Source organism: Bacillus silvicola, assembly GCF_050524305.1.
Lineage (GTDB): Bacteria > Bacillota > Bacilli > Bacillales > Bacillaceae_G > Bacillus_A > Bacillus_A cereus_AT.
Genome location: NZ_JBNGVC010000012.1, coordinates 1,156,250 through 1,173,461 on the forward strand (window position 1 = coordinate 1,156,250; position 17,212 = coordinate 1,173,461).

Consider the following 17,212-nt stretch of genomic DNA (forward strand, 5'->3'; position numbering starts at 1 on the left):
GCAATGCAAGTTACCTGGATAAAAGGTGGTGAAATCATGCACAGCCAAATGTTAAAAGGTGTACTAGAAGGGTGTATTCTATACATCATTTCACAAGAAGAAGTGTACGGATATGAACTGAGTACAAAATTAAATAAACATGGCTTTACATTCGTAAGCGAAGGAAGCATATATCCGTTATTGTTACGCATGCAAAAAGAGAAACTTATTGAAGGTACATTAAAGGCTTCCTCTCTTGGACCGAAGCGAAAATATTATCACGTAACTGATACGGGATTAGAACAGCTTGAAGAATTTAAAAAAAGCTGGGGAATGGTTTCAACGACGGTAAACAATTTATTACAAGGGGAGTGATAGGGATGAATGCGCAAGATTTAATCGAACTAAATAATCAAAAGCGTAAATTATTAACTACAGAAAATGAAACCGCCTATAGTGACATGTTAATATACATCCGCTTAGCTAAAGTACCAGAATACCACACAGAAGAACTGCTAATTGAAATTCTAGATCACCTTATCGAAGCCCAGCAAGAAGAAAAAAATGCTTATGATATTTTTGGCGACGACTTACAGGCGTACTGTGACGAGCTAATCGCTATCCTACCGAAGCAAAGTTTATGGGAACAATTATCGATTCCTCTATTTATAACTTGTTACCTGTTAGCAATATACTTTGCTATTTCGTCTGTGATTGCATTTATATTACCCCTATTTTCCAATGAAGCACGTTTTAAATTTGTACACATTGATTTCATTTATCTGCTTGCATTTATACTGTCCGTACATCTCATCATACGTTTTGTCTTCGATTTTATTAACACGGATTTATTTAAAAACAAAACAACTATTTGGAGGCATATAGGAAGTTTTTTAATCCGCCATTGCCTATGGATACTATTAATCGGTATTTCCTTTTTATTTATTAAACAGCCCTATACTACTTTGCAAACCTCACCTTTGATCGGCACTTTACTGGCCATCTCTTGCTATGTACTATATAAACTTTTCTTCAAAAAAGAATACTTAGAATTTAAAAAGGAGTAATGAGGTTATGACCGAAAAAGAAATGGTTAAGTTAAACAATGAAAAAAGAAAGCTATTATCACCTGAAAACGAAGCTGCTTATGGTGATATGCTTATTTATTTACGTTTTACTAGCGTTCCGCAAAATCAAATGGAAGAATTGCTTTTAGAAATATTGGATCATCTTTTAGAAGCGCAAGAAGATGGTAAAAATGCACATGATATTTTCGGAGAAGATTTAAAAGCTTACTGCGACGAATTGATTAACTCTTCAGAACATCAAAATTCTTTCCAACAAGCTACCGTTATTGGATTTGCAGTTAGTTTATTATTAGCTATTCAAATTGGATACGATACATTCACTACTCTTATGCAAAAACTATTTTCAGATACAAACACTTCAGGAATTCCATTTAGTATTCCTGGAACAATATTATCTGCTATCGTTTTAACAATTGGTGCTTTCATAACTTTTTCGTTATTTAGACGGTTTTCTTTTACAATACTAGTTTCCTGGAAACAAAAAGCACTTCTCTTATTATCAGTATTCATACCTTTTGTCTTATCAGTTTTTTCAAACGTATTTTTTAAAACACAACCGTACTTATTTTATAATTTATCTATTTGGCAAGGTACTCTTGTGACACTTTCTTTTTATATTCTATACAAATTTTTATATAAAACGTCTAAATTTTAACAGCCTTTCAAAAGGCTGTTTTTCTTCTGTCTAATTTTACAAATTGAAAAATTTCATAAAGAAAATAAGAAAAATGCAAAATAATTAAAGTTAATTGTTGACGTGATGCTTTTATTATCGGTATCATAAATCTTCGTGAGCAATTATTTTTCGTTATACGATTTTTTTATTATTACTGAATTTTTGAGAGGAGAAATTAGATGTCAGTTAAGAAGAAAACGCAAGTACGCACCGGCAAAATGGTACGTGAACTAATGTTAGCAGACGAAGATGTAAATGCTTCGCTAATTATGGTATATAGTGAAAACGGTGTAAACGCAGAAATTAAAATCGAGGGCTTAACGCCGAAATGTAACGAAGAATTATTTTTGAGCGGAAACGTGGATTGGAACAAGAGTGTTATTTATAAAATTGTTGATTTCACTGGGAACGCTGAAGTTGGTAAAGTTACATTAACAGCGATGAACAAAAATAATGTTTCTCTAGAAGTTGAACGCGTTATGTGGAGCAAAGAAAATAAAGAAGCTGCTGAGCAAGAAGAAACAGTTGCAGAAGCTACTCCGAAAAAAGAAGTAGTTGTAGAAGCTCCAAAAGCAGTTACACCTGCTCCAAAACCTGTTACGCGAGTAGAAACACCTGCTATGGCGCCTAAACCTACTCCGGTACCAACACCGAAGCCAGTAAGTGTTGAAGCAGCTGTAGAACTATCTACTCCAGCACCTATGAAAAAAACAGTACCTACTCCAGTTACAAAGCAAGAGACAGCACCGGTTACTCCTGCAAAACCAAAGCAACCTGCTTTGACTGAAACAAATACAAAACTACAAGAAAATTATGTTAAACTTGTGAAAAAGACAATTGAAGTTTGTCAAGATTACGAGCTTGGCATCGACATAGATGATTCTATTGAAGGATTAAAAGAAGAGCTACAAAGCCAAGGTATTAGCGTTACATTCGACAAAGAGATTATGGACGTTGTAAATCGCCTTCGTTCTTTACAAGATAAAGGAATCAAAGTAGAAAAAGTACTTAATTTACTATAAAAATAAGGAGATGGCGGTCGCCATCTCCTTATTTTTTATAATTCCATTCATTACTTTCATACTTCTCTTTTGCTAACGTTTGAACTTCATGAAGCTGTTCTTCTGTTAGTTCATACGGCACAAGCTCTATATCTAATCCTTTTTCAAATCCAGTTTCAAACGCTTTAATTAACTGTTCAATCGTAAATGTACGATCTGTTAATTCATTAATCGCTACCGCTTTAGAAGAAAACATGTTTTTCATACGCTCTTTTACACGTTCATTCGAGAATAAAAATAGATCGTATAACTCATCTAAATCTATTTCTAACGGAATAGAACCGTGCTGTAAAATAACACCTTTTTGACGTGTTTGAGCACTACCTGCGATTTTTCTTCCTTCAACTACAATTTCATACCAAGATGGTGCATCAAAACATACTCCTGAACGCGGATTTTTCAAATTTTCACGATCCGCTTCTGTTTTCGGAACTGCATAATATGCTTCTAATCCTAATGCCTTAAAACCATCTAATAAGCCTTGCGAAATAACACGATATGCTTCTGTAACTGTTTTTGGCATATTTGGATGATCTTCAGACACAATAACACTGTACGTTAATTCTTTATCATGTAATACACCCCTGCCGCCTGTTTGACGACGAACGAAACCATATTCTTTTTCGTTAACTACATCCATATTAATGTCTTTTTCAACACGCTGAAAATACCCGACTGTTAATGTCGGCACTTCCCATTCATAAAAACGAATTGTTGGCGGCATTTTCTTTTCACTTTGCCAATTTAATAAGCATTCATCTAACGCCATATTAAATGCTGGTGAACATTGACCAGAGTTAATATAACACCATTTTTCTTTTCCCATCCTGCACCTCATATAACCAATTATTTTTCACATTCTCTAGTCTACCAAATTCGACAAAATTTGTGAAAGAATACGAAATTTCTTCTTATATGCGAATGAATCTGTTGCATAAATACATATGGGCATTATAATATTGAAAGTAGGATTAGAAAAAAGGGAGCGATAGAACCGTGTCAACAAGTTGGATTATTTTATTAGCCGTAATCGTAGCGTTCATCGGTTACACTGTATGGATGTATTTCTATCAGAAAAAATTAATTAAAACTCTTACAGAAGAAGAATTTCGCGCTGGCTACCGTAAAGCACAGCTTATCGATATTCGCGAAGCAGACGAATATAACGCAGGGCATATTTTAGGTGCACGTAACATTCCGTTATCACAAGTTCGCCTTCGTCATAAAGAACTTCGTAAAGATCAACCTGTTTACTTATACTGCCAAAGCGGATTCCGTACAGGTCGTGCAGCACAATACTTAAAAAAACAAGGCTACAAAGATTTCTACCAATTACAAGGTGGATTTAAATCTTGGACAGGCAAAATTAAAAAGAAATAACATACAAAAAACTAGCTGTGTAATTCAGCTAGTTTTTTCATTCCATATTGTTCGCAATGTATAATAAATTTTGCTTGATTACATCTTCATCTTTCTCGTCTACATTACGATATAATAGCTGATATTCAATTCCCTGCTCTTGCCATATAAGCGTAGCGAATTCATCTCCTCGTTCGTAATCATCCTTATTTTTAAAATAAGCAGGCGCTCCATTATTCAGCCTCATTTGTTCTTGAAATCGATTCTCTTCTACGAGGTATGGAAAACTGTAAGAAAAGTTTGCTACTGTTAATTCTATATAGTCGCGCCTTCCTTTCTCTTGTTGCTTATATTTAATCGTTACGACAACATTCTTCTTGCCCATCATCCTTACCTCCCCCATCACATCACTCGTAATGTCATAAGGTAAAAATGTTGGAACTTTGAACTTCGCTGGAAAATATTTCGGTAGCTCCTTTAGCGGGATAGGATCAGTAACACGATCCTTAGCCCCCCCTGTTGTTCCCACAAATGTTTTTTCTTCTTGCATCGTTTGCTGAAATGAACATGAGCTAAGTAATACACTAGAAAACACGAAACAAACGATTCCTTTTTTCAATTTGTTTCCGCCCTTTCATACCGCCCTCTTAACGACCGAAGCGTTTATACTCTCTTCATATTCGCTTCGTTATGAAACGCCTCCTCCGAAAACTTTCCACGTTATTCTCACACATTTTGACAAAAACTCTTTGCAAACATACAAAAAAGACCCCGCTACTCTCACGCCCAAATAAAAAGGTTACGCGAATAACAGAAGTCATGTTTATAACATAGTTTGTGAAAAGCTTTTCAGGTCAAGATTTTTTCATTCTTATTATTTTCCCCTTATAATTAAGTAAAGAGGTGATACATATGGCCAATATAAAACAGATTGCAAAAACTGCTGGTGTATCCATAGCAACTGTTTCCCGCGTCCTTAATAATCACCCTTACGTAAAAGAAGAAAAACGTAAGCGTGTTCTAGATGCAGTTGAAGAATTGAACTATGCAAAAAATATTAATGCTATTCATTTAATAAAGGGAAAAACATATACAATCGGGGTTATGCTCCCTTTCATTAATGTTCCATACTTCAGTACCATTATTGAAGGAATCGGAAACGAAGCATTAGCAGCTGGATATCATATTAATTTATGCCAAACGAATTACGATAGTATTGAAGAAATTCGCGTTCTTGAAATGATGAAAATGAAACAATTCGACGGGATGATTATTTGCTCTCGAACGAGTTCATGGGAACAAATTGAACCGTTCGCAAAATTTGCCCCCATTATTTCATGTGAAAAAATGAAACATCCGCTCATTTCATCTGTCTTTGTAGATCATTATGAAGGATTCCGCCTTGGTACTTCCTATTTACTCAGTAAAGGTCATGAAAAAATCGGCATTTGTTTAGCAAGAAAAACAAGTGTTAATTCAATCGAGCGTAAAAAAGCTTTCGCCGATACTCTTCGTCACGAAGGAAAAACAGTGCACCCTGATTGGATTTTCCATCAATGTTATACGATGCAGGACGGGGCAAAAATACTTCATCGTATTTTAAACATGAAAAATCGTCCAACCGCTATTTTTACAGCGAACGATCAAGTTGCAGCTGGTTTATTAACAGAGGCGCGAAAACATGGCATTCGAATACCCGAAGACCTCGCTATCCTCGGATTTGATAACCATGAAATTTCAAAAGCATTAGAAATTACAACTATTGAACATCCCGGTCTCACAATGGGCTCACATGCTTTTTCTTTATTCCATAAACAAATTCAAAGTGAACAAATTATCGGCAACGCAGAAGAACTTTCATTCCATTTAATTGAGCGAGAAACAGTCTAAAAAAGAGCGTTAACTATAGCGCTCTTTTTTCAACTCTTCACCTATTGACTTTATATTTTCCATCTCATATAATTAACCTAACGAACGGTAGGTAGGGGATGAAAATGACAGCAAACCGCATTAAAGCTGTAGCACTTTCTCATTTCGCACGCTACGGCTACGAAGGAACTTCATTAGCAAATATTGCTCAAGAAGTTGGGATTAAAAAACCATCGATTTACGCACACTTTAAAGGAAAAGAAGAGTTATATTTCACATGCTTAGAATCCGCTCTTCAAAAAGATTTGCAAAGCTTCACAGACGATATCGAAAATTTTTCAAAATTGTCCACTGAAGAATTACTAGTAAATCTGTTAAAAGGTTATGCAAAACGATTTGGTGAAAGTGAAGAATCAATGTTTTGGTTACGGACTTCTTATTTTCCGCCGGATGCATTTCGCGAACAAATTATCAATAAAGCGAATGTACACATTGAAAACGTCGGAAAACTTTTATTCCCTGTATTTAAAAGGGCAAGCGAGCAAGATGAGCTGCATAACATTGAAGTAAAAGATGCCTTAGAAGCTTTTCTATGCTTACTTGACGGTCTTATGGTTGAACTACTATACGCAGGTTTAAATCGTTTTGAGACACGTTTAGACGCCTCTTGGAAAGTATTTTGGCGCGGACTTTCAAACTGACGGATTGCTCCTTTGCAATGCGTCGTTTTTAAGCCCTTTACCTAACGACTGGTAGGAAGGAGAAATGACATATGGCATGGATTTATGTAATCTTAGCTGGTATTATTGAAATCTTTTGGGTAATTGGACTAAAACACGCGGAGACACCACTTGAGTGGATAGGTGTCGCTCTATTAATTACAGTAAGTTTCGTCTTATTATTTAGAGCTTATAAAGATTTACCTGTCGGTACTGTGTACGCAGTCTTTACAGGAATCGGCGCAGGCGGAATCGTTCTTACAGAGATTTTCATCTTCGGAGAACCATTCTCTATTGTAAAAGTATTATTAATCGGTTTAATCTTCTTCGGAGTAATTGGTTTAAAACGAGTAACAGAAGAAAAAGAAACGAAGGAGGCTGCATAAAATGGCTTGGGTATTTTTAATTCTAGCTGGTATTTGTGAAATTATTGGTGTACTCTTTATGAAAGTAGCCACTGAAAAGAAAGGCTGGGCACCAAAAGTTATTTTAATCGCTAACTTCGGCGTAAGCTTCTTCTTCTTATCCCTTGCGATGGACACATTACCGATGGGAACTGCTTACGCGATTTGGACTGGAATCGGAACTGCTGGTAGTGCACTTCTAGGTATTCTTATTTTCCGCGAATCAGCGGATTGGCGTCGTCTTGCCTTCTTAAGCTGCATTCTATGCGGCGCTGTTGGCTTAAAACTATTAAGCTAACGTGAGGTAAATGTCATGTGGAAAGAAAAAGGAAAACAAATGTTAGCATGGATTACACTTGGTATCGTCATTCTATTACAGATAAGTTTTCATATAATAGAATCATTGTTTCATAAAGTAGTATCCATTCTCACATTCCTTCCTAACATGACACTTGAAATTGTATCAATTGTTTGGTCCATTATTGCCTCCATTGCAATCGTTATTATATGGAGTATCGCCAAGCTATGGAATAAGTTATTTAAAAAGGACAGTTCTTCTGAAAAGAAGTAACTGTCCTTTTTTTATCCCGCATTAACGGGCAGTAAGACCCCCACCTCAAAATTCGGCGAATGCGAGGGAGTTAGGTGGGAGATCAACTGCCCGTAAACGCCCGATTGGTTCAGCTAATAATCAGTGGGGATGGACAAAACCCCCACTGATTAAAGTTTCACTTTATATTCATTCAGATTTTCTATAGAAATTTGATGCGATCAGACAAAGCAGACCAGCTATGACAACACTCATACCAATCCCTTTATGCAAATTAGGAAATGGCGATGGTATATCTGAGTAAAAATTTACTAATATGAGACCAATTGAAAATAAAAGGACTCCTATTCTATATAACCATTTTCTTTTTTTCATCATTCTCCCTCCTAAAATTTTTCATACCCTTCTTTCTTTTGGACATACTACCTAAAAAAGGAGTGGATAGTATGCAGAATTCTATACATAAGCAAATCCTATTTTTATTTTTCCTCTTTCTCATTCTCGTTATCGTTTTCAGCTTTATATTACATACTCCGAAAGATGTACCTATTAGCGTTTCTTTGTATAAACTTTTGCTCTCGTATTGTCGTTATTGAAGAAGGTGCCTTTTAAAATTCTTGGCAAGAAAAAAAGACCAACATTTTCCTGTTGGTCTTTCGTATATGTATCACTTTTCAAAGCGATCTAACATTTCGTCTCTCATTCCGAAACTAACAACCGCAATTCCTACATACATAAATAGAAGGAATGCCGGATGAACTGTATTGTACCAGCTGCTATCAACAATTAAATAAATTGTTAACGCCACAACAAGAACAAAAGCTAAAATAAACATATAAAAGTGTCTTGTACTACCCATGATAAACTCCTCTCTGCTCTCTTCACCATTCAACAGTATATTTTATCGAATAATTCGATATGACTCAAGGCTAACTTTCTGTTATGTAATCAAGTTCTACCTTTACAATGTCCTCACACGCTATTGAAATGATCGTTCCCTGCTTATCAATCGCTGTCACTTCTCTATTGTCCATTACACGATGAGCTACTCTTTCTAGCACTTTCCCTTGGTCTCGGTAACAAAATTCTTTTATATCTTTAATTGTTTCTCCATTTTCTAAATGGTATACCATTCTATAACATCGATATCCCACACTTTCACCCCCATATTGCTCGTTTTTTCACATATACATAAAAATGAGTAATTTTTTCCTCATCACATCTTCTTAATTTCAATAAAATTCTAACAAAAATAAATACTTTTATCAAACCGACTTTTTCAACAAAATCGGCTATAAAACTGCTTCTTTACAGCAATATGAAACAAAAAATAATAATTTTTAACACTTTTTTCATCCTACCTGCACAAAAAAAAGAACCCGCATATTGGAGTGACCCCTGTCAAGTAGACAGTATTCAAAAAACACAATTAAGCAACCTGAGTTCTATATTTATATGGACTCAGGTTATTTAGTTTCTTTTGGAACCTGTGGTGATTATAAAAGTATATATATTTGCGCACAGCAAACTTAACCTCATCAGCTGTGCGGAAAGAGTATAGGTGAAAACACTCTGACTTAAAGTGACTGAAGAAGCTTTCTATACAAGCATTGTCCCAACAGTTCCCCTTTCTGGACATACTAGCCTTCATCTGATATTTTTTGAGTAGTTGAGTATATTGACGAGATGTGTACTGGAACCCCTGATCACTATGCAGGAGAATCCCTTTCACGTTTCGTTTTTTTCTTGCCTTTTTAAGTGTGTCTAGTACTAGTTTCAGGTCATTTCTACGGCTAATTTCATAGGCAACAATTTCATTGTTGTATAGGTCTTTAATAGCGGATAAGTACAATCTCTGTCCATTGAAAATCAAATAGGTAATATCTGTTACCCATTTTTCGTTTGGTTTGGAAGCTTGAAAATCCCTGTTCAGATGGTTATCTGAAATCACGTAAGCCTCTTTCTTCCCGTAATAAGGTCGTTTTCTCCTAATAATGGCTTTGATACCTAGTTCACCCATCAACCTTTGTATACGTTTGTGATTAAAATGAAGGTTATAAGTAGCTTTCAGCCAAACTTGTACTCTCCTGTATCCATAAATCCCTTTAAGTTTTTTATGACACTCCAATACCTTCTTTTTTATTTCGGTATCCTCCAATTGTTTTTCAGAAGGCATCAACTGTCGCTTTATCCATTTGTAGTACCCACCTCTAGTTACTCCAGCGATATCACATAGAATGGTAACTGCATAACCTTTTTCTGATAGCCCTTTGATGGCTTCAAACTTCTTCGTTTTTGGTACAGATTCCACTCCTCCTTTTACATCCCTAAGAGCTTTTTTAACATTTCATTCTCCGCTTCTAATCGTTTCATTTTAGCTTCTGGATCTTCTGGATTGGTTTTTGGTCTACCTATACCTGGACCTTTCGTTTTACCACGTTTTTCTTCTAGTCCTTTGATACCTTCAGCTTCAAAGTGTTTCACCCAACGTCTTACTACCGAGTGATCAATTCCTAATTCTTTAGCAACCGTTTTGTATCCCATTCCTTCTTTCAAGTATAAATCTACTGCTTTTTTCTTAAATTCTATATCATAAGTTACTCTAATTTTGCCCATAGAAAAATCCCCTCCATAGTAAACAGATTAATGTGCTTTCTTTTTACTGTCTACTATAAGGGGATCATATCATATAGCGAGTTCTTTTTTATTCTAATCAAACTTGTACAGGAGCTAGCTTTTCATAACGTAAAATAGGTTTACGTGCAGCCATCGTTTCGTCTAAACGTTTAATGACTGTAGTATGCGGTGCTTCTTGTACAACTTCTGGATTTTCTTCTACTTCTTTAGCGATTTGAATCATCTTATCAATGAAACCATCTAACGTTTCTTTTGATTCTGTTTCTGTTGGCTCAATCATAATACATTCTTCCACATTTAATGGGAAGTAAATTGTTGGTGGATGGTAACCGAAATCAAGCAGACGTTTTGCAATATCTAACGTACGTACACCAAGTTTCTTTTGACGACGACCTGATAATACAAATTCATGCTTACAATGTCTATCGAACGGAAGATCATAGAATGGTGCTAATCTTCTCATCATGTAGTTCGCATTTAATACAGCATACTCAGTTACTGCACGCAAGCCATCTGGACCCATAGAACGAATATATGTGTATGCACGAACGTTAATTCCGAAGTTACCATAGAATGGTTTCACACGCCCAATTGCTTCTGGACGATCATAGTTGAAGTGATAGCCATTTTCCGTTTTCTCCAAAATCGGTTTTGGTAAGTACGGAATTAAATCAGCTTTCACACCTACTGGACCAGAACCTGGACCACCGCCACCATGCGGACCTGTAAATGTTTTATGAAGGTTTAAATGCACAACGTCAAATCCCATATCTCCTGGGCGTGCTTGGCTTAATACCGCATTTAAGTTTGCACCATCATAGTATAATTTACCGCCTGCGTTATGGACGATTTCTGCCATTTCTAAAATATTTTCTTCGAATAGGCCTAATGTATTTGGATTTGTTAACATAAGTGCTGCTGTTTCTTCGTTTACAACACGTTTTAAGTCTTCTAAATCAACAAGACCATGTTCATTTGATTTTACTGTAATTGTTTCAAAACCAGCTACTGTTGCAGATGCTGGGTTCGTTCCGTGAGCAGAGTCAGGAACAATTACTTTCGTACGGTTAAAGTCACCATTTGCTTCATGGTATGCACGAATTAACATTAAACCTGTCCATTCTCCGTGTGCACCAGCTGCTGGCTGTAATGTAACAGTATCCATACCTGTAATTTCAATTAAATGCTCTTGTAAGTCGTACATTAATTCCATTGCACCTTGCACTGTCTTTTCATCTTGAAGTGGATGAATATTTGCAAATCCTGCGAAACGAGCTACGTTTTCATTAATTTTCGGATTATACTTCATCGTACAAGATCCAAGTGGATAGAATCCAGAATCAACGCCGTGGTTACGGTTTGAAAGTGCTGTATAGTGGCGCATAATGTCAAGTTCAGATACTTCTGGTAGCTCTGCATCTTCTACTCGAATATAATCGCTCTCAAACACATCTTCTAGTTTCACTTCTTCTACATCTAATTTGGGTAAGCTGTATCCTACGCGTCCTTCTTTAGTCACTTCAAAAATAAGTGCTTGGTCTTGGTTCTTCATTGGATAGCCCCCATTTCGTTTACAAGTGTGTCAATTTCCTCTTTTGTACGAAGCTCTGTTACTGCTACAAGCATATGATTTTCATGCTCTTTATAATCACGGCCTAGGTCGTAACCGCCGATAATATTCTTTTGTAATAGTGCATCATTTACTTCTTTAACTGGACGTTTGCAATCTACAACGAACTCATTGAAGAATGGACCAGCGAACGTTACAGTGAAGCCTTTCGCTTCGAATTGACGTTTTGCATATTGTGCTTTAGAAATGTTTTGACGTGCCATTTCTTTCACACCTTGTTTTCCAAGCGCAGTCATTGCAACTGATGCTGCTAATGCATTTAATGCTTGGTTTGAACAAATGTTAGACGTCGCTTTATCACGGCGAATATGCTGTTCACGTGCTTGTAACGTTAATACAAACCCACGTTTACCATTTGAATCTACAGTTTGTCCAACAAGACGTCCTGGAATTTTACGCATAAATGCTTTCGTTGTTGCAAAGTAACCACAGTGCGGTCCACCAAACTGCGTTGGGATACCAAATGGCTGTGCATCACCGATTACAATATCAGCACCAAATTTCCCTGGTGGTGTTAATGCGCCTAATGATAATGGATTTGAAGAAACGATAAATAATGATTTTTGTTGATGAACGATTTTTTCGATATCAGCTAACTTTTCAACTTGTCCGAAGAAGTTTGGATATTGAACAATTACACAAGCAACTGTATCATCTACTTCACTTTGTAATACTTCTAAATCTGTTACACCGTTTTTATGATCAATTTCAACAACTTCAAGATGTTGACCTTTTGCATATGTTTCAAGTACCGCTCTTGATTCTGGATGAACTGCGCTAGATACAAGAATTTTCTTTTTACGAGTATGGCCAGCCGCTAACATTGCCGCTTCAGCTAAAGCCGTACCTCCGTCGTACATAGAAGAGTTCGCTACATCCATTCCTGTTAATTCACAAATCATTGTTTGGAATTCAAAGATTGCTTGTAATTCCCCTTGTGAAATTTCTGGTTGGTATGGTGTGTAAGCTGTATAAAACTCTGAACGAGAAATAACATGATCAACAATTACTGGAGCGTAATGATCGTATACGCCTGCTCCTAAGAAAGAAGCGTATTCTTTTAAATTAGCATTTTTACTAGCCATTTGAGATAACTCTTTTAAAAGCTCTGGCTCTGATTTTGCTTCTTTAATTTTTAAATCCCCTTTAAAACGAACACTCTCTGGAATATCAGAGAATAACTCATCAATCGTGTGAACGCCGATTGTTTGTAACATTTCTTTTTTGTCTTCTTCTGTCATTGGAAGATAACGATGCAACATGAAATCTACCCCTCTCCCCGTTACTTTGAACGTTTATAAAATGGTGTTGGAACAACTACTGCTTTGACGCGTTTATTACGAATTTCAATTTCTACTTCTGTATCAACTGCTGCGTATTTTACATCAATTAGTGCTAAACCAATGCTTTTCTTTAACGTTGGAGATTGTGTACCACTCGTTACTTCCCCGATTTTTTCTTCTCCTATAAATACAGGGTAATGCGTACGAGGAATACCACGTTCGATTACTTCGATGCCGACTAACTTACGAGATGCACCGTTTTCCTTTTGCTCTTTTAACGTTTCTTTTCCAAAGAAGTCTGCTTCTTTATTTGGTTTTACCGCAAAGCCAATTCCTGCTTCAATCGGTGTAATATCTTTTGATAATTCTTGACCATAAAGTGGTAATGTTGCTTCGAAGCGAAGTGTATCACGAGCACCTAAACCACATGCTTTTAAGCCTTCTTCTGCTCCAACTTCAAGAAGTTTCTCCCAAAGCTTTGCAGCATCTTCACTCTTACAGTAAATTTCAAATCCATCTTCACCTGTGTAACCTGTACGAGATACAAGTGCTGGAATTCCATCTACAAGAATATCGTTTTTAAATTTAAAGAACTTAATTTCTTTCAAATCTTCTGACACAACTTTTTGTAAAATGCCTTCTGCTTTTGGTCCTTGAATTGCAAGCTGTGCAACTTCACTAGAAACATTGACTACTGTCGCATCGCCAATTACATGGCTAGCTAACCATTCGTAATCTTTCTCGATATTTGATGCATTGATTACTAATAAATAGTCTTCTTCACCACGTTTGTAGATTAATAAATCATCTACTGTACCACCATTTTCATAGCACATAGCTGTATATTGTGCGCCCCCTACCTTTAAGGTAGATACGTCATTTGTAACAACACGTTGTAAAAATGCTAAACTATCTACACCCTTTACCTCTACTTCTCCCATATGAGATACATCGAACAAACCTGCCGCTGTACGTACAGCTTCATGCTCTTCTTTAATGCTTGAAAATTGAACTGGTAATTCCCAACCACCGAAGTCGATTGTTTTTCCACCATACTTCGCGTATACATCAAATAACGGTGTACGTTGTAATGTAATCATGCTCTTTCCCCCTTATGCTCTGACAAATCAATAAAAGTTGCTTTCCATATCTAAACATTTTCATTCTGAAAAGATAGGATATACGGAATCTCATTATATTTTTTTATGAAAGCGTAAATAAAAAATCACTTTCTTGGATAAAATACGAAAGATTCCATACATTTCACACCATTATCCTAACATTATTCGCTATATTTCATCAATATTCTAGCATAAAAAATAATTTAGAATTTTTTATTCTTATTCTTATTAAATACAACTTTTGAGATTTATCCCTTTATCACTGCTTATTCTTTAACTTTTAGTAATTGTGATAATGCCTTATAACAAGGCTTATAATAAAGATTTTTTTAATAATCACTTTAGTTTATAAAAGGTGGGAGCGTCTGAATGAATGTCGATATTTCCGTAGATCGAACGTGGCAAAATAATTTTTTAAAAAGAATTGATGAAGATGGTCCTTGGACAAATTGGGATTTATATCAATTAGCTTATAAAACTGAAAAATCATTACTCGTCCCTACTTTTGATGGATTACAAGCACCAAAACACTTATCACATTTCACGCCACTTCCGCATCAATTAGAAGTTGCTCAAAATGTTATTGAACAAATGAATGGTAAAGCGATTTTAGCAGATGAAGTTGGACTTGGTAAAACAATCGAAGCTGGTCTTATTTTAAAAGAATATATGGTGCGGGGGCTTGTAAAAAAGGTACTCATTCTAGTTCCAGCTTCGCTCGTATCTCAGTGGGCATATGAACTAAATACAAAATTTTTTATTCCTGCGGTCGCTCAAAAGAAAAGTTATTCTTGGGAACAAGCTGATGTCATCGTTTCATCAATTGATACTGCGAAACGGTCGCCGCATCGCGATATCGTTTTAAACTTAGAATATGACCTTATTATTATTGATGAAGCACATAAACTAAAAAATAATAAAACAAAAAACTATGAATTTGCACAACGATTAAAAAAGAAGTTTTGTTTATTACTAACCGCTACTCCTGTTCAAAATAAAATCGATGAAATCTTCAACCTCGTTTCTTTATTAAAACCAGGTCATTTAGGCAACCAATCTAATTTTGAAGAATATTATGCTTCAAAAAATCGCTCGGCTGAATCTGATGAAGATTTAAAAGCTCTCATCAACAAAGTAATGGTCCGAAATCGACGTCATAATACTGGAATTGATTGGCCAAAAAGGCATGTACGTACAATTTTTGTTGAGTTTAATGAAGAAGAACAAGCGTTATATAACGCGATTGAAAATTGGCGAGGTCAAGATGCCTTCACGTCGGCTTTCTCATCTTTAACTTTAAAACGGGAAGCATGTAGTAGTCGCGAAGCTGTTTACTATTCATTAAAAAAACATGTAGAAAAAAGACAGAAAGAAAATGAGCACTACATAAAGGAACCACATATCGATGTGCTAATGGACAAAATTAATCATATTCCTTTCAACTCAAAAGCAAATAAAGCTCTAGAGCTTATAAAAGAAATCGACGATAAAGTTGTCATTTTCACTGAATATAGAGCATCGCAAATGTATTTACAATGGTTCTTACAACAACATGGAATTTCCTCTGTTCCATTTCGTGGTGGATTTAAACGGGGAAAGAAAGATTGGATGAAGGAACTTTTCCAAAATCATGCTCAAGTGTTAATCGCGACCGAAGCCGGCGGTGAAGGAATTAATTTACAGTTTTGTAGCCATATGATTAATTATGACTTACCGTGGAATCCAATGAGACTCGAACAAAGAATTGGGCGTATTCATCGTCTTGGACAAAAAAATGATGTTCATATTTATAACTTAGCAACCAAGCATACTGTTGAAGAGCATATTTTAAAACTGCTGTATGAAAAAATTAATTTATTTGAACGAGTAATCGGTGAACTCGATGAAATTTTAACGAGAATCAACATGAAAAATATCGATGCGCATATTCAAGAAATTTTCGCACAGTCAAAAAGTGAAGGAGAAATTCGAATCAAAATGGAAAATTTAACATCTATTATCGATTTTGCGAAGCGCAATGAAGCAGAGGTGCAGGGATATGCAGCAAAATGAAATTCATAATTACTTATATAACTTTTTTGAGGCGAATAACTGCGAAATTTTAGAACGTTCCCCTCACTTATTAGACGTGCAGTTAACAATTGAAATGGATAAATTATTAATGAACCGTCCTTTCTATTGGCACTATCTTGAAAAAACAGGAGGCGTTCCGAATCCGATGCGCCTTACTCTTATTACAAATCCAGAAAACGAAGAAAACGATGGTGAACTTATTCATTACGGTTCACCACGTTTGCATCAAATCTTTGAAACGACAAAAGAACTAGGCTCATACATACGGTTATACGAGGACGTGAAACATAGCGGGGCAACACATACCCCACTCCACCCTTGGCTTGGTGTAAATATTAAAGTATCTTATCAATGTGACCGAAAAAAAGACATCCTTCACTCCATTGGTATTCATCTCATTTCTGGCACAATGATTGCAAACTTTCATGAAACATTAACAAGCATTAAACTTACACCGAAAATACCTGACTTTTGTTTTACACTCTCGCCTATCATTAAACCGCAAAGCGGTTTACAACGTATAGAGGACGCTTTAAAGAATATAATTGCAGAAGATGACCATACGTGGGCGAAAGAAGCAAGAGTGCGCTGGAATCACGATTTAGATCTTTTAAATCGTTTTTATGAAGAAAGTGATGAACTTCCCGAAAGCTATGAAATTGAAAAACAAGCCTTGCAAGAACAATATGAACCCCGCATTACAGTACAAATTATTAACGGTGGGCTCTTTTATGTTACCGCGAATCATTTTCTATCTTAAAGA

The 17,212-nt window shown here is 35.9% G+C and carries 22 protein-coding genes; 12 read left to right on the plus strand and 10 right to left on the minus strand.

Going from position 1 to position 17,212, the window contains the following annotated elements; genetic code table 11:
* The first annotated feature begins 36 nt into the window (after window positions 1–36).
* The 4 genes from ACP6L7_RS17900 to ACP6L7_RS17915 all read left to right on the plus strand — a co-directional run bounded on the left by ACP6L7_RS17900 (window position 37) and on the right by ACP6L7_RS17915 (window position 2,765).
* Window positions 37–354, plus strand: coding sequence for a PadR family transcriptional regulator (locus ACP6L7_RS17900; protein WP_097830719.1), 318 nt, complete (start codon window positions 37–39; stop codon window positions 352–354).
* A 5-nt stretch (window positions 355–359) separates the two neighbouring features.
* The gene (locus ACP6L7_RS17905) at window positions 360–1,046 is read left to right on the plus strand and encodes a DUF1129 domain-containing protein (RefSeq protein WP_097830718.1); all 687 of its coding nucleotides are present in this window, start codon (window positions 360–362) and stop codon (window positions 1,044–1,046) included.
* 7 nt (window positions 1,047–1,053) lie between these two features.
* A complete protein-coding gene (locus tag ACP6L7_RS17910) occupies window positions 1,054–1,722 on the plus strand; it encodes a DUF1048 domain-containing protein (protein WP_097830717.1) in 669 nt (222 codons plus the stop codon).
* 200 nt (window positions 1,723–1,922) lie between these two features.
* Entirely contained in the window at window positions 1,923–2,765 is an 843-nt protein-coding gene (locus ACP6L7_RS17915; protein WP_097830716.1) for a hypothetical protein, read from the plus strand.
* 28 nt (window positions 2,766–2,793) lie between these two features.
* Here the strand turns inward: ACP6L7_RS17915 and ACP6L7_RS17920 are convergent, their stop codons facing one another.
* Entirely contained in the window at window positions 2,794–3,630 is an 837-nt protein-coding gene (locus tag ACP6L7_RS17920) for a lipoate--protein ligase family protein (protein WP_097830715.1), read from the minus strand.
* A 170-nt stretch (window positions 3,631–3,800) separates the two neighbouring features.
* On the opposite strand from ACP6L7_RS17920, the gene ACP6L7_RS17925 reads away from it, so the two are divergent.
* Window positions 3,801–4,184 (plus strand): rhodanese-like domain-containing protein, encoded by a 384-nt coding sequence (locus ACP6L7_RS17925; protein WP_097830714.1) that lies wholly within the window; start codon window positions 3,801–3,803, stop codon window positions 4,182–4,184.
* A gap of 37 nt (window positions 4,185–4,221) precedes the next feature.
* Here the strand turns inward: ACP6L7_RS17925 and ACP6L7_RS17930 are convergent, their stop codons facing one another.
* On the minus strand, window positions 4,222–4,758 hold the full coding sequence (locus ACP6L7_RS17930) for a DNA polymerase III subunit delta (RefSeq protein WP_141533260.1): 537 nt from the start codon (window positions 4,756–4,758) through the stop codon (window positions 4,222–4,224).
* A 317-nt stretch (window positions 4,759–5,075) separates the two neighbouring features.
* Between ACP6L7_RS17930 and ACP6L7_RS17935 the strand changes: the two genes are divergently transcribed.
* From ACP6L7_RS17935 to ACP6L7_RS17955, 5 genes are all read left to right on the plus strand, one after another.
* Window positions 5,076–6,053 (plus strand): LacI family DNA-binding transcriptional regulator, encoded by a 978-nt coding sequence (locus ACP6L7_RS17935; RefSeq protein WP_097830712.1) that lies wholly within the window; start codon window positions 5,076–5,078, stop codon window positions 6,051–6,053.
* Between the two features lie 98 nt (window positions 6,054–6,151).
* Window positions 6,152–6,733 (plus strand): TetR/AcrR family transcriptional regulator, encoded by a 582-nt coding sequence (locus ACP6L7_RS17940; RefSeq protein WP_128853419.1) that lies wholly within the window; start codon window positions 6,152–6,154, stop codon window positions 6,731–6,733.
* 71 nt (window positions 6,734–6,804) lie between these two features.
* Window positions 6,805–7,137 (plus strand): DMT family transporter, encoded by a 333-nt coding sequence (locus ACP6L7_RS17945; RefSeq protein ID WP_002145771.1) that lies wholly within the window; start codon window positions 6,805–6,807, stop codon window positions 7,135–7,137.
* A 1-nt stretch (window position 7,138) separates the two neighbouring features.
* Entirely contained in the window at window positions 7,139–7,453 is a 315-nt protein-coding gene (locus ACP6L7_RS17950) for a DMT family transporter (protein ID WP_000312621.1), read from the plus strand.
* A 15-nt stretch (window positions 7,454–7,468) separates the two neighbouring features.
* Window positions 7,469–7,726: a DUF3975 family protein gene (locus ACP6L7_RS17955; protein ID WP_097830710.1), complete on the plus strand. Its 258-nt coding sequence runs from the start codon at window positions 7,469–7,471 to the stop codon at window positions 7,724–7,726.
* 168 nt (window positions 7,727–7,894) lie between these two features.
* Here ACP6L7_RS17955 and ACP6L7_RS17960 read toward each other — a convergent pair whose 3' ends face one another.
* The 8 genes from ACP6L7_RS17960 to gcvT form a co-directional block, all read right to left on the minus strand.
* Window positions 7,895–8,080: a hypothetical protein gene (locus ACP6L7_RS17960; protein WP_141533236.1), complete on the minus strand. Its 186-nt coding sequence runs from the start codon at window positions 8,078–8,080 to the stop codon at window positions 7,895–7,897.
* A gap of 292 nt (window positions 8,081–8,372) precedes the next feature.
* A complete protein-coding gene (locus tag ACP6L7_RS17965; protein ID WP_000535934.1) occupies window positions 8,373–8,564 on the minus strand; it encodes a hypothetical protein in 192 nt (63 codons plus the stop codon).
* A 70-nt stretch (window positions 8,565–8,634) separates the two neighbouring features.
* Window positions 8,635–8,838 carry a DUF3929 family protein gene (locus tag ACP6L7_RS17970; protein ID WP_000262494.1) on the minus strand — a complete coding sequence of 68 codons (204 nt, stop codon included), beginning with the start codon at window positions 8,836–8,838 and terminating at the stop codon, window positions 8,635–8,637.
* 296 nt (window positions 8,839–9,134) lie between these two features.
* A complete protein-coding gene (locus ACP6L7_RS17975; RefSeq protein WP_430528867.1) occupies window positions 9,135–10,016 on the minus strand; it encodes an IS3 family transposase in 882 nt (293 codons plus the stop codon).
* 8 nt (window positions 10,017–10,024) lie between these two features.
* Entirely contained in the window at window positions 10,025–10,321 is a 297-nt protein-coding gene (locus ACP6L7_RS17980) for a transposase (protein ID WP_000516528.1), read from the minus strand.
* 97 nt (window positions 10,322–10,418) lie between these two features.
* Window positions 10,419–11,894, minus strand: a complete 1,476-nt coding sequence (gene gcvPB, locus ACP6L7_RS17985) for an aminomethyl-transferring glycine dehydrogenase subunit 2 (RefSeq protein ID WP_000795709.1) — start codon at window positions 11,892–11,894, stop codon at window positions 10,419–10,421.
* Window positions 11,891–13,234, minus strand: a complete 1,344-nt coding sequence (gcvPA, locus tag ACP6L7_RS17990; protein ID WP_097830707.1) for an aminomethyl-transferring glycine dehydrogenase subunit 1 — start codon at window positions 13,232–13,234, stop codon at window positions 11,891–11,893. Before gcvPA ends, gcvPB begins: the two co-directional genes overlap by 4 nt.
* Before the next feature lie 20 nt (window positions 13,235–13,254).
* Window positions 13,255–14,355 (minus strand): glycine cleavage system aminomethyltransferase GcvT, encoded by a 1,101-nt coding sequence (gene gcvT / locus ACP6L7_RS17995; protein WP_000631767.1) that lies wholly within the window; start codon window positions 14,353–14,355, stop codon window positions 13,255–13,257.
* Window positions 14,356–14,745: 390 nt separating this feature from the next.
* Here gcvT and ACP6L7_RS18000 point away from each other — a divergent pair, with 390 nt between their 5' ends.
* Together ACP6L7_RS18000 and ACP6L7_RS18005 are read left to right on the plus strand one after the other, a co-directional pair.
* A complete protein-coding gene (locus ACP6L7_RS18000; protein WP_097830706.1) occupies window positions 14,746–16,428 on the plus strand; it encodes a DEAD/DEAH box helicase in 1,683 nt (560 codons plus the stop codon).
* A complete protein-coding gene (locus ACP6L7_RS18005) occupies window positions 16,415–17,209 on the plus strand; it encodes a YqhG family protein (RefSeq protein WP_097830705.1) in 795 nt (264 codons plus the stop codon). Before ACP6L7_RS18000 ends, ACP6L7_RS18005 begins: the two co-directional genes overlap by 14 nt.
* The last annotated feature ends 3 nt before the right edge of the window (window positions 17,210–17,212 follow it).

Excerpts from the sequence above, each read along its gene's own strand:
- ACP6L7_RS17900 (WP_097830719.1), top strand. The coding sequence starts at position 37 with ATGCACAGCCAAATGTTAAAAGGTGTACTAGAAGGGTGTATTCTATAC.
- ACP6L7_RS17905 (WP_097830718.1), top strand. The coding sequence starts at position 360 with ATGAATGCGCAAGATTTAATCGAACTAAATAATCAAAAGCGTAAATTA.
- ACP6L7_RS17910 (WP_097830717.1), top strand. The coding sequence starts at position 1,054 with ATGACCGAAAAAGAAATGGTTAAGTTAAACAATGAAAAAAGAAAGCTA.
- ACP6L7_RS17915 (WP_097830716.1), top strand. The coding sequence starts at position 1,923 with ATGTCAGTTAAGAAGAAAACGCAAGTACGCACCGGCAAAATGGTACGT.
- ACP6L7_RS17920 (WP_097830715.1), bottom strand. The coding sequence starts at position 3,630 with ATGGGAAAAGAAAAATGGTGTTATATTAACTCTGGTCAATGTTCACCA.
- ACP6L7_RS17935 (WP_097830712.1), top strand. The coding sequence starts at position 5,076 with ATGGCCAATATAAAACAGATTGCAAAAACTGCTGGTGTATCCATAGCA.
- ACP6L7_RS17940 (WP_128853419.1), top strand. The coding sequence starts at position 6,152 with ATGAAAATGACAGCAAACCGCATTAAAGCTGTAGCACTTTCTCATTTC.
- ACP6L7_RS17945 (WP_002145771.1), top strand. The coding sequence starts at position 6,805 with ATGGCATGGATTTATGTAATCTTAGCTGGTATTATTGAAATCTTTTGG.
- ACP6L7_RS17950 (WP_000312621.1), top strand. The coding sequence starts at position 7,139 with ATGGCTTGGGTATTTTTAATTCTAGCTGGTATTTGTGAAATTATTGGT.
- ACP6L7_RS17955 (WP_097830710.1), top strand. The coding sequence starts at position 7,469 with ATGTGGAAAGAAAAAGGAAAACAAATGTTAGCATGGATTACACTTGGT.
- ACP6L7_RS17960 (WP_141533236.1), bottom strand. The coding sequence starts at position 8,080 with ATGAAAAAAAGAAAATGGTTATATAGAATAGGAGTCCTTTTATTTTCA.
- ACP6L7_RS17965 (WP_000535934.1), bottom strand. The coding sequence starts at position 8,564 with ATGGGTAGTACAAGACACTTTTATATGTTTATTTTAGCTTTTGTTCTT.
- ACP6L7_RS17970 (WP_000262494.1), bottom strand. The coding sequence starts at position 8,838 with ATGGTATACCATTTAGAAAATGGAGAAACAATTAAAGATATAAAAGAA.
- ACP6L7_RS17980 (WP_000516528.1), bottom strand. The coding sequence starts at position 10,321 with ATGGGCAAAATTAGAGTAACTTATGATATAGAATTTAAGAAAAAAGCA.
- gcvPB (WP_000795709.1), bottom strand. The coding sequence starts at position 11,894 with ATGAAGAACCAAGACCAAGCACTTATTTTTGAAGTGACTAAAGAAGGA.
- gcvPA (WP_097830707.1), bottom strand. The coding sequence starts at position 13,234 with ATGTTGCATCGTTATCTTCCAATGACAGAAGAAGACAAAAAAGAAATG.
- gcvT (WP_000631767.1), bottom strand. The coding sequence starts at position 14,355 with ATGATTACATTACAACGTACACCGTTATTTGATGTATACGCGAAGTAT.
- ACP6L7_RS18000 (WP_097830706.1), top strand. The coding sequence starts at position 14,746 with ATGAATGTCGATATTTCCGTAGATCGAACGTGGCAAAATAATTTTTTA.
- ACP6L7_RS18005 (WP_097830705.1), top strand. The coding sequence starts at position 16,415 with ATGCAGCAAAATGAAATTCATAATTACTTATATAACTTTTTTGAGGCG.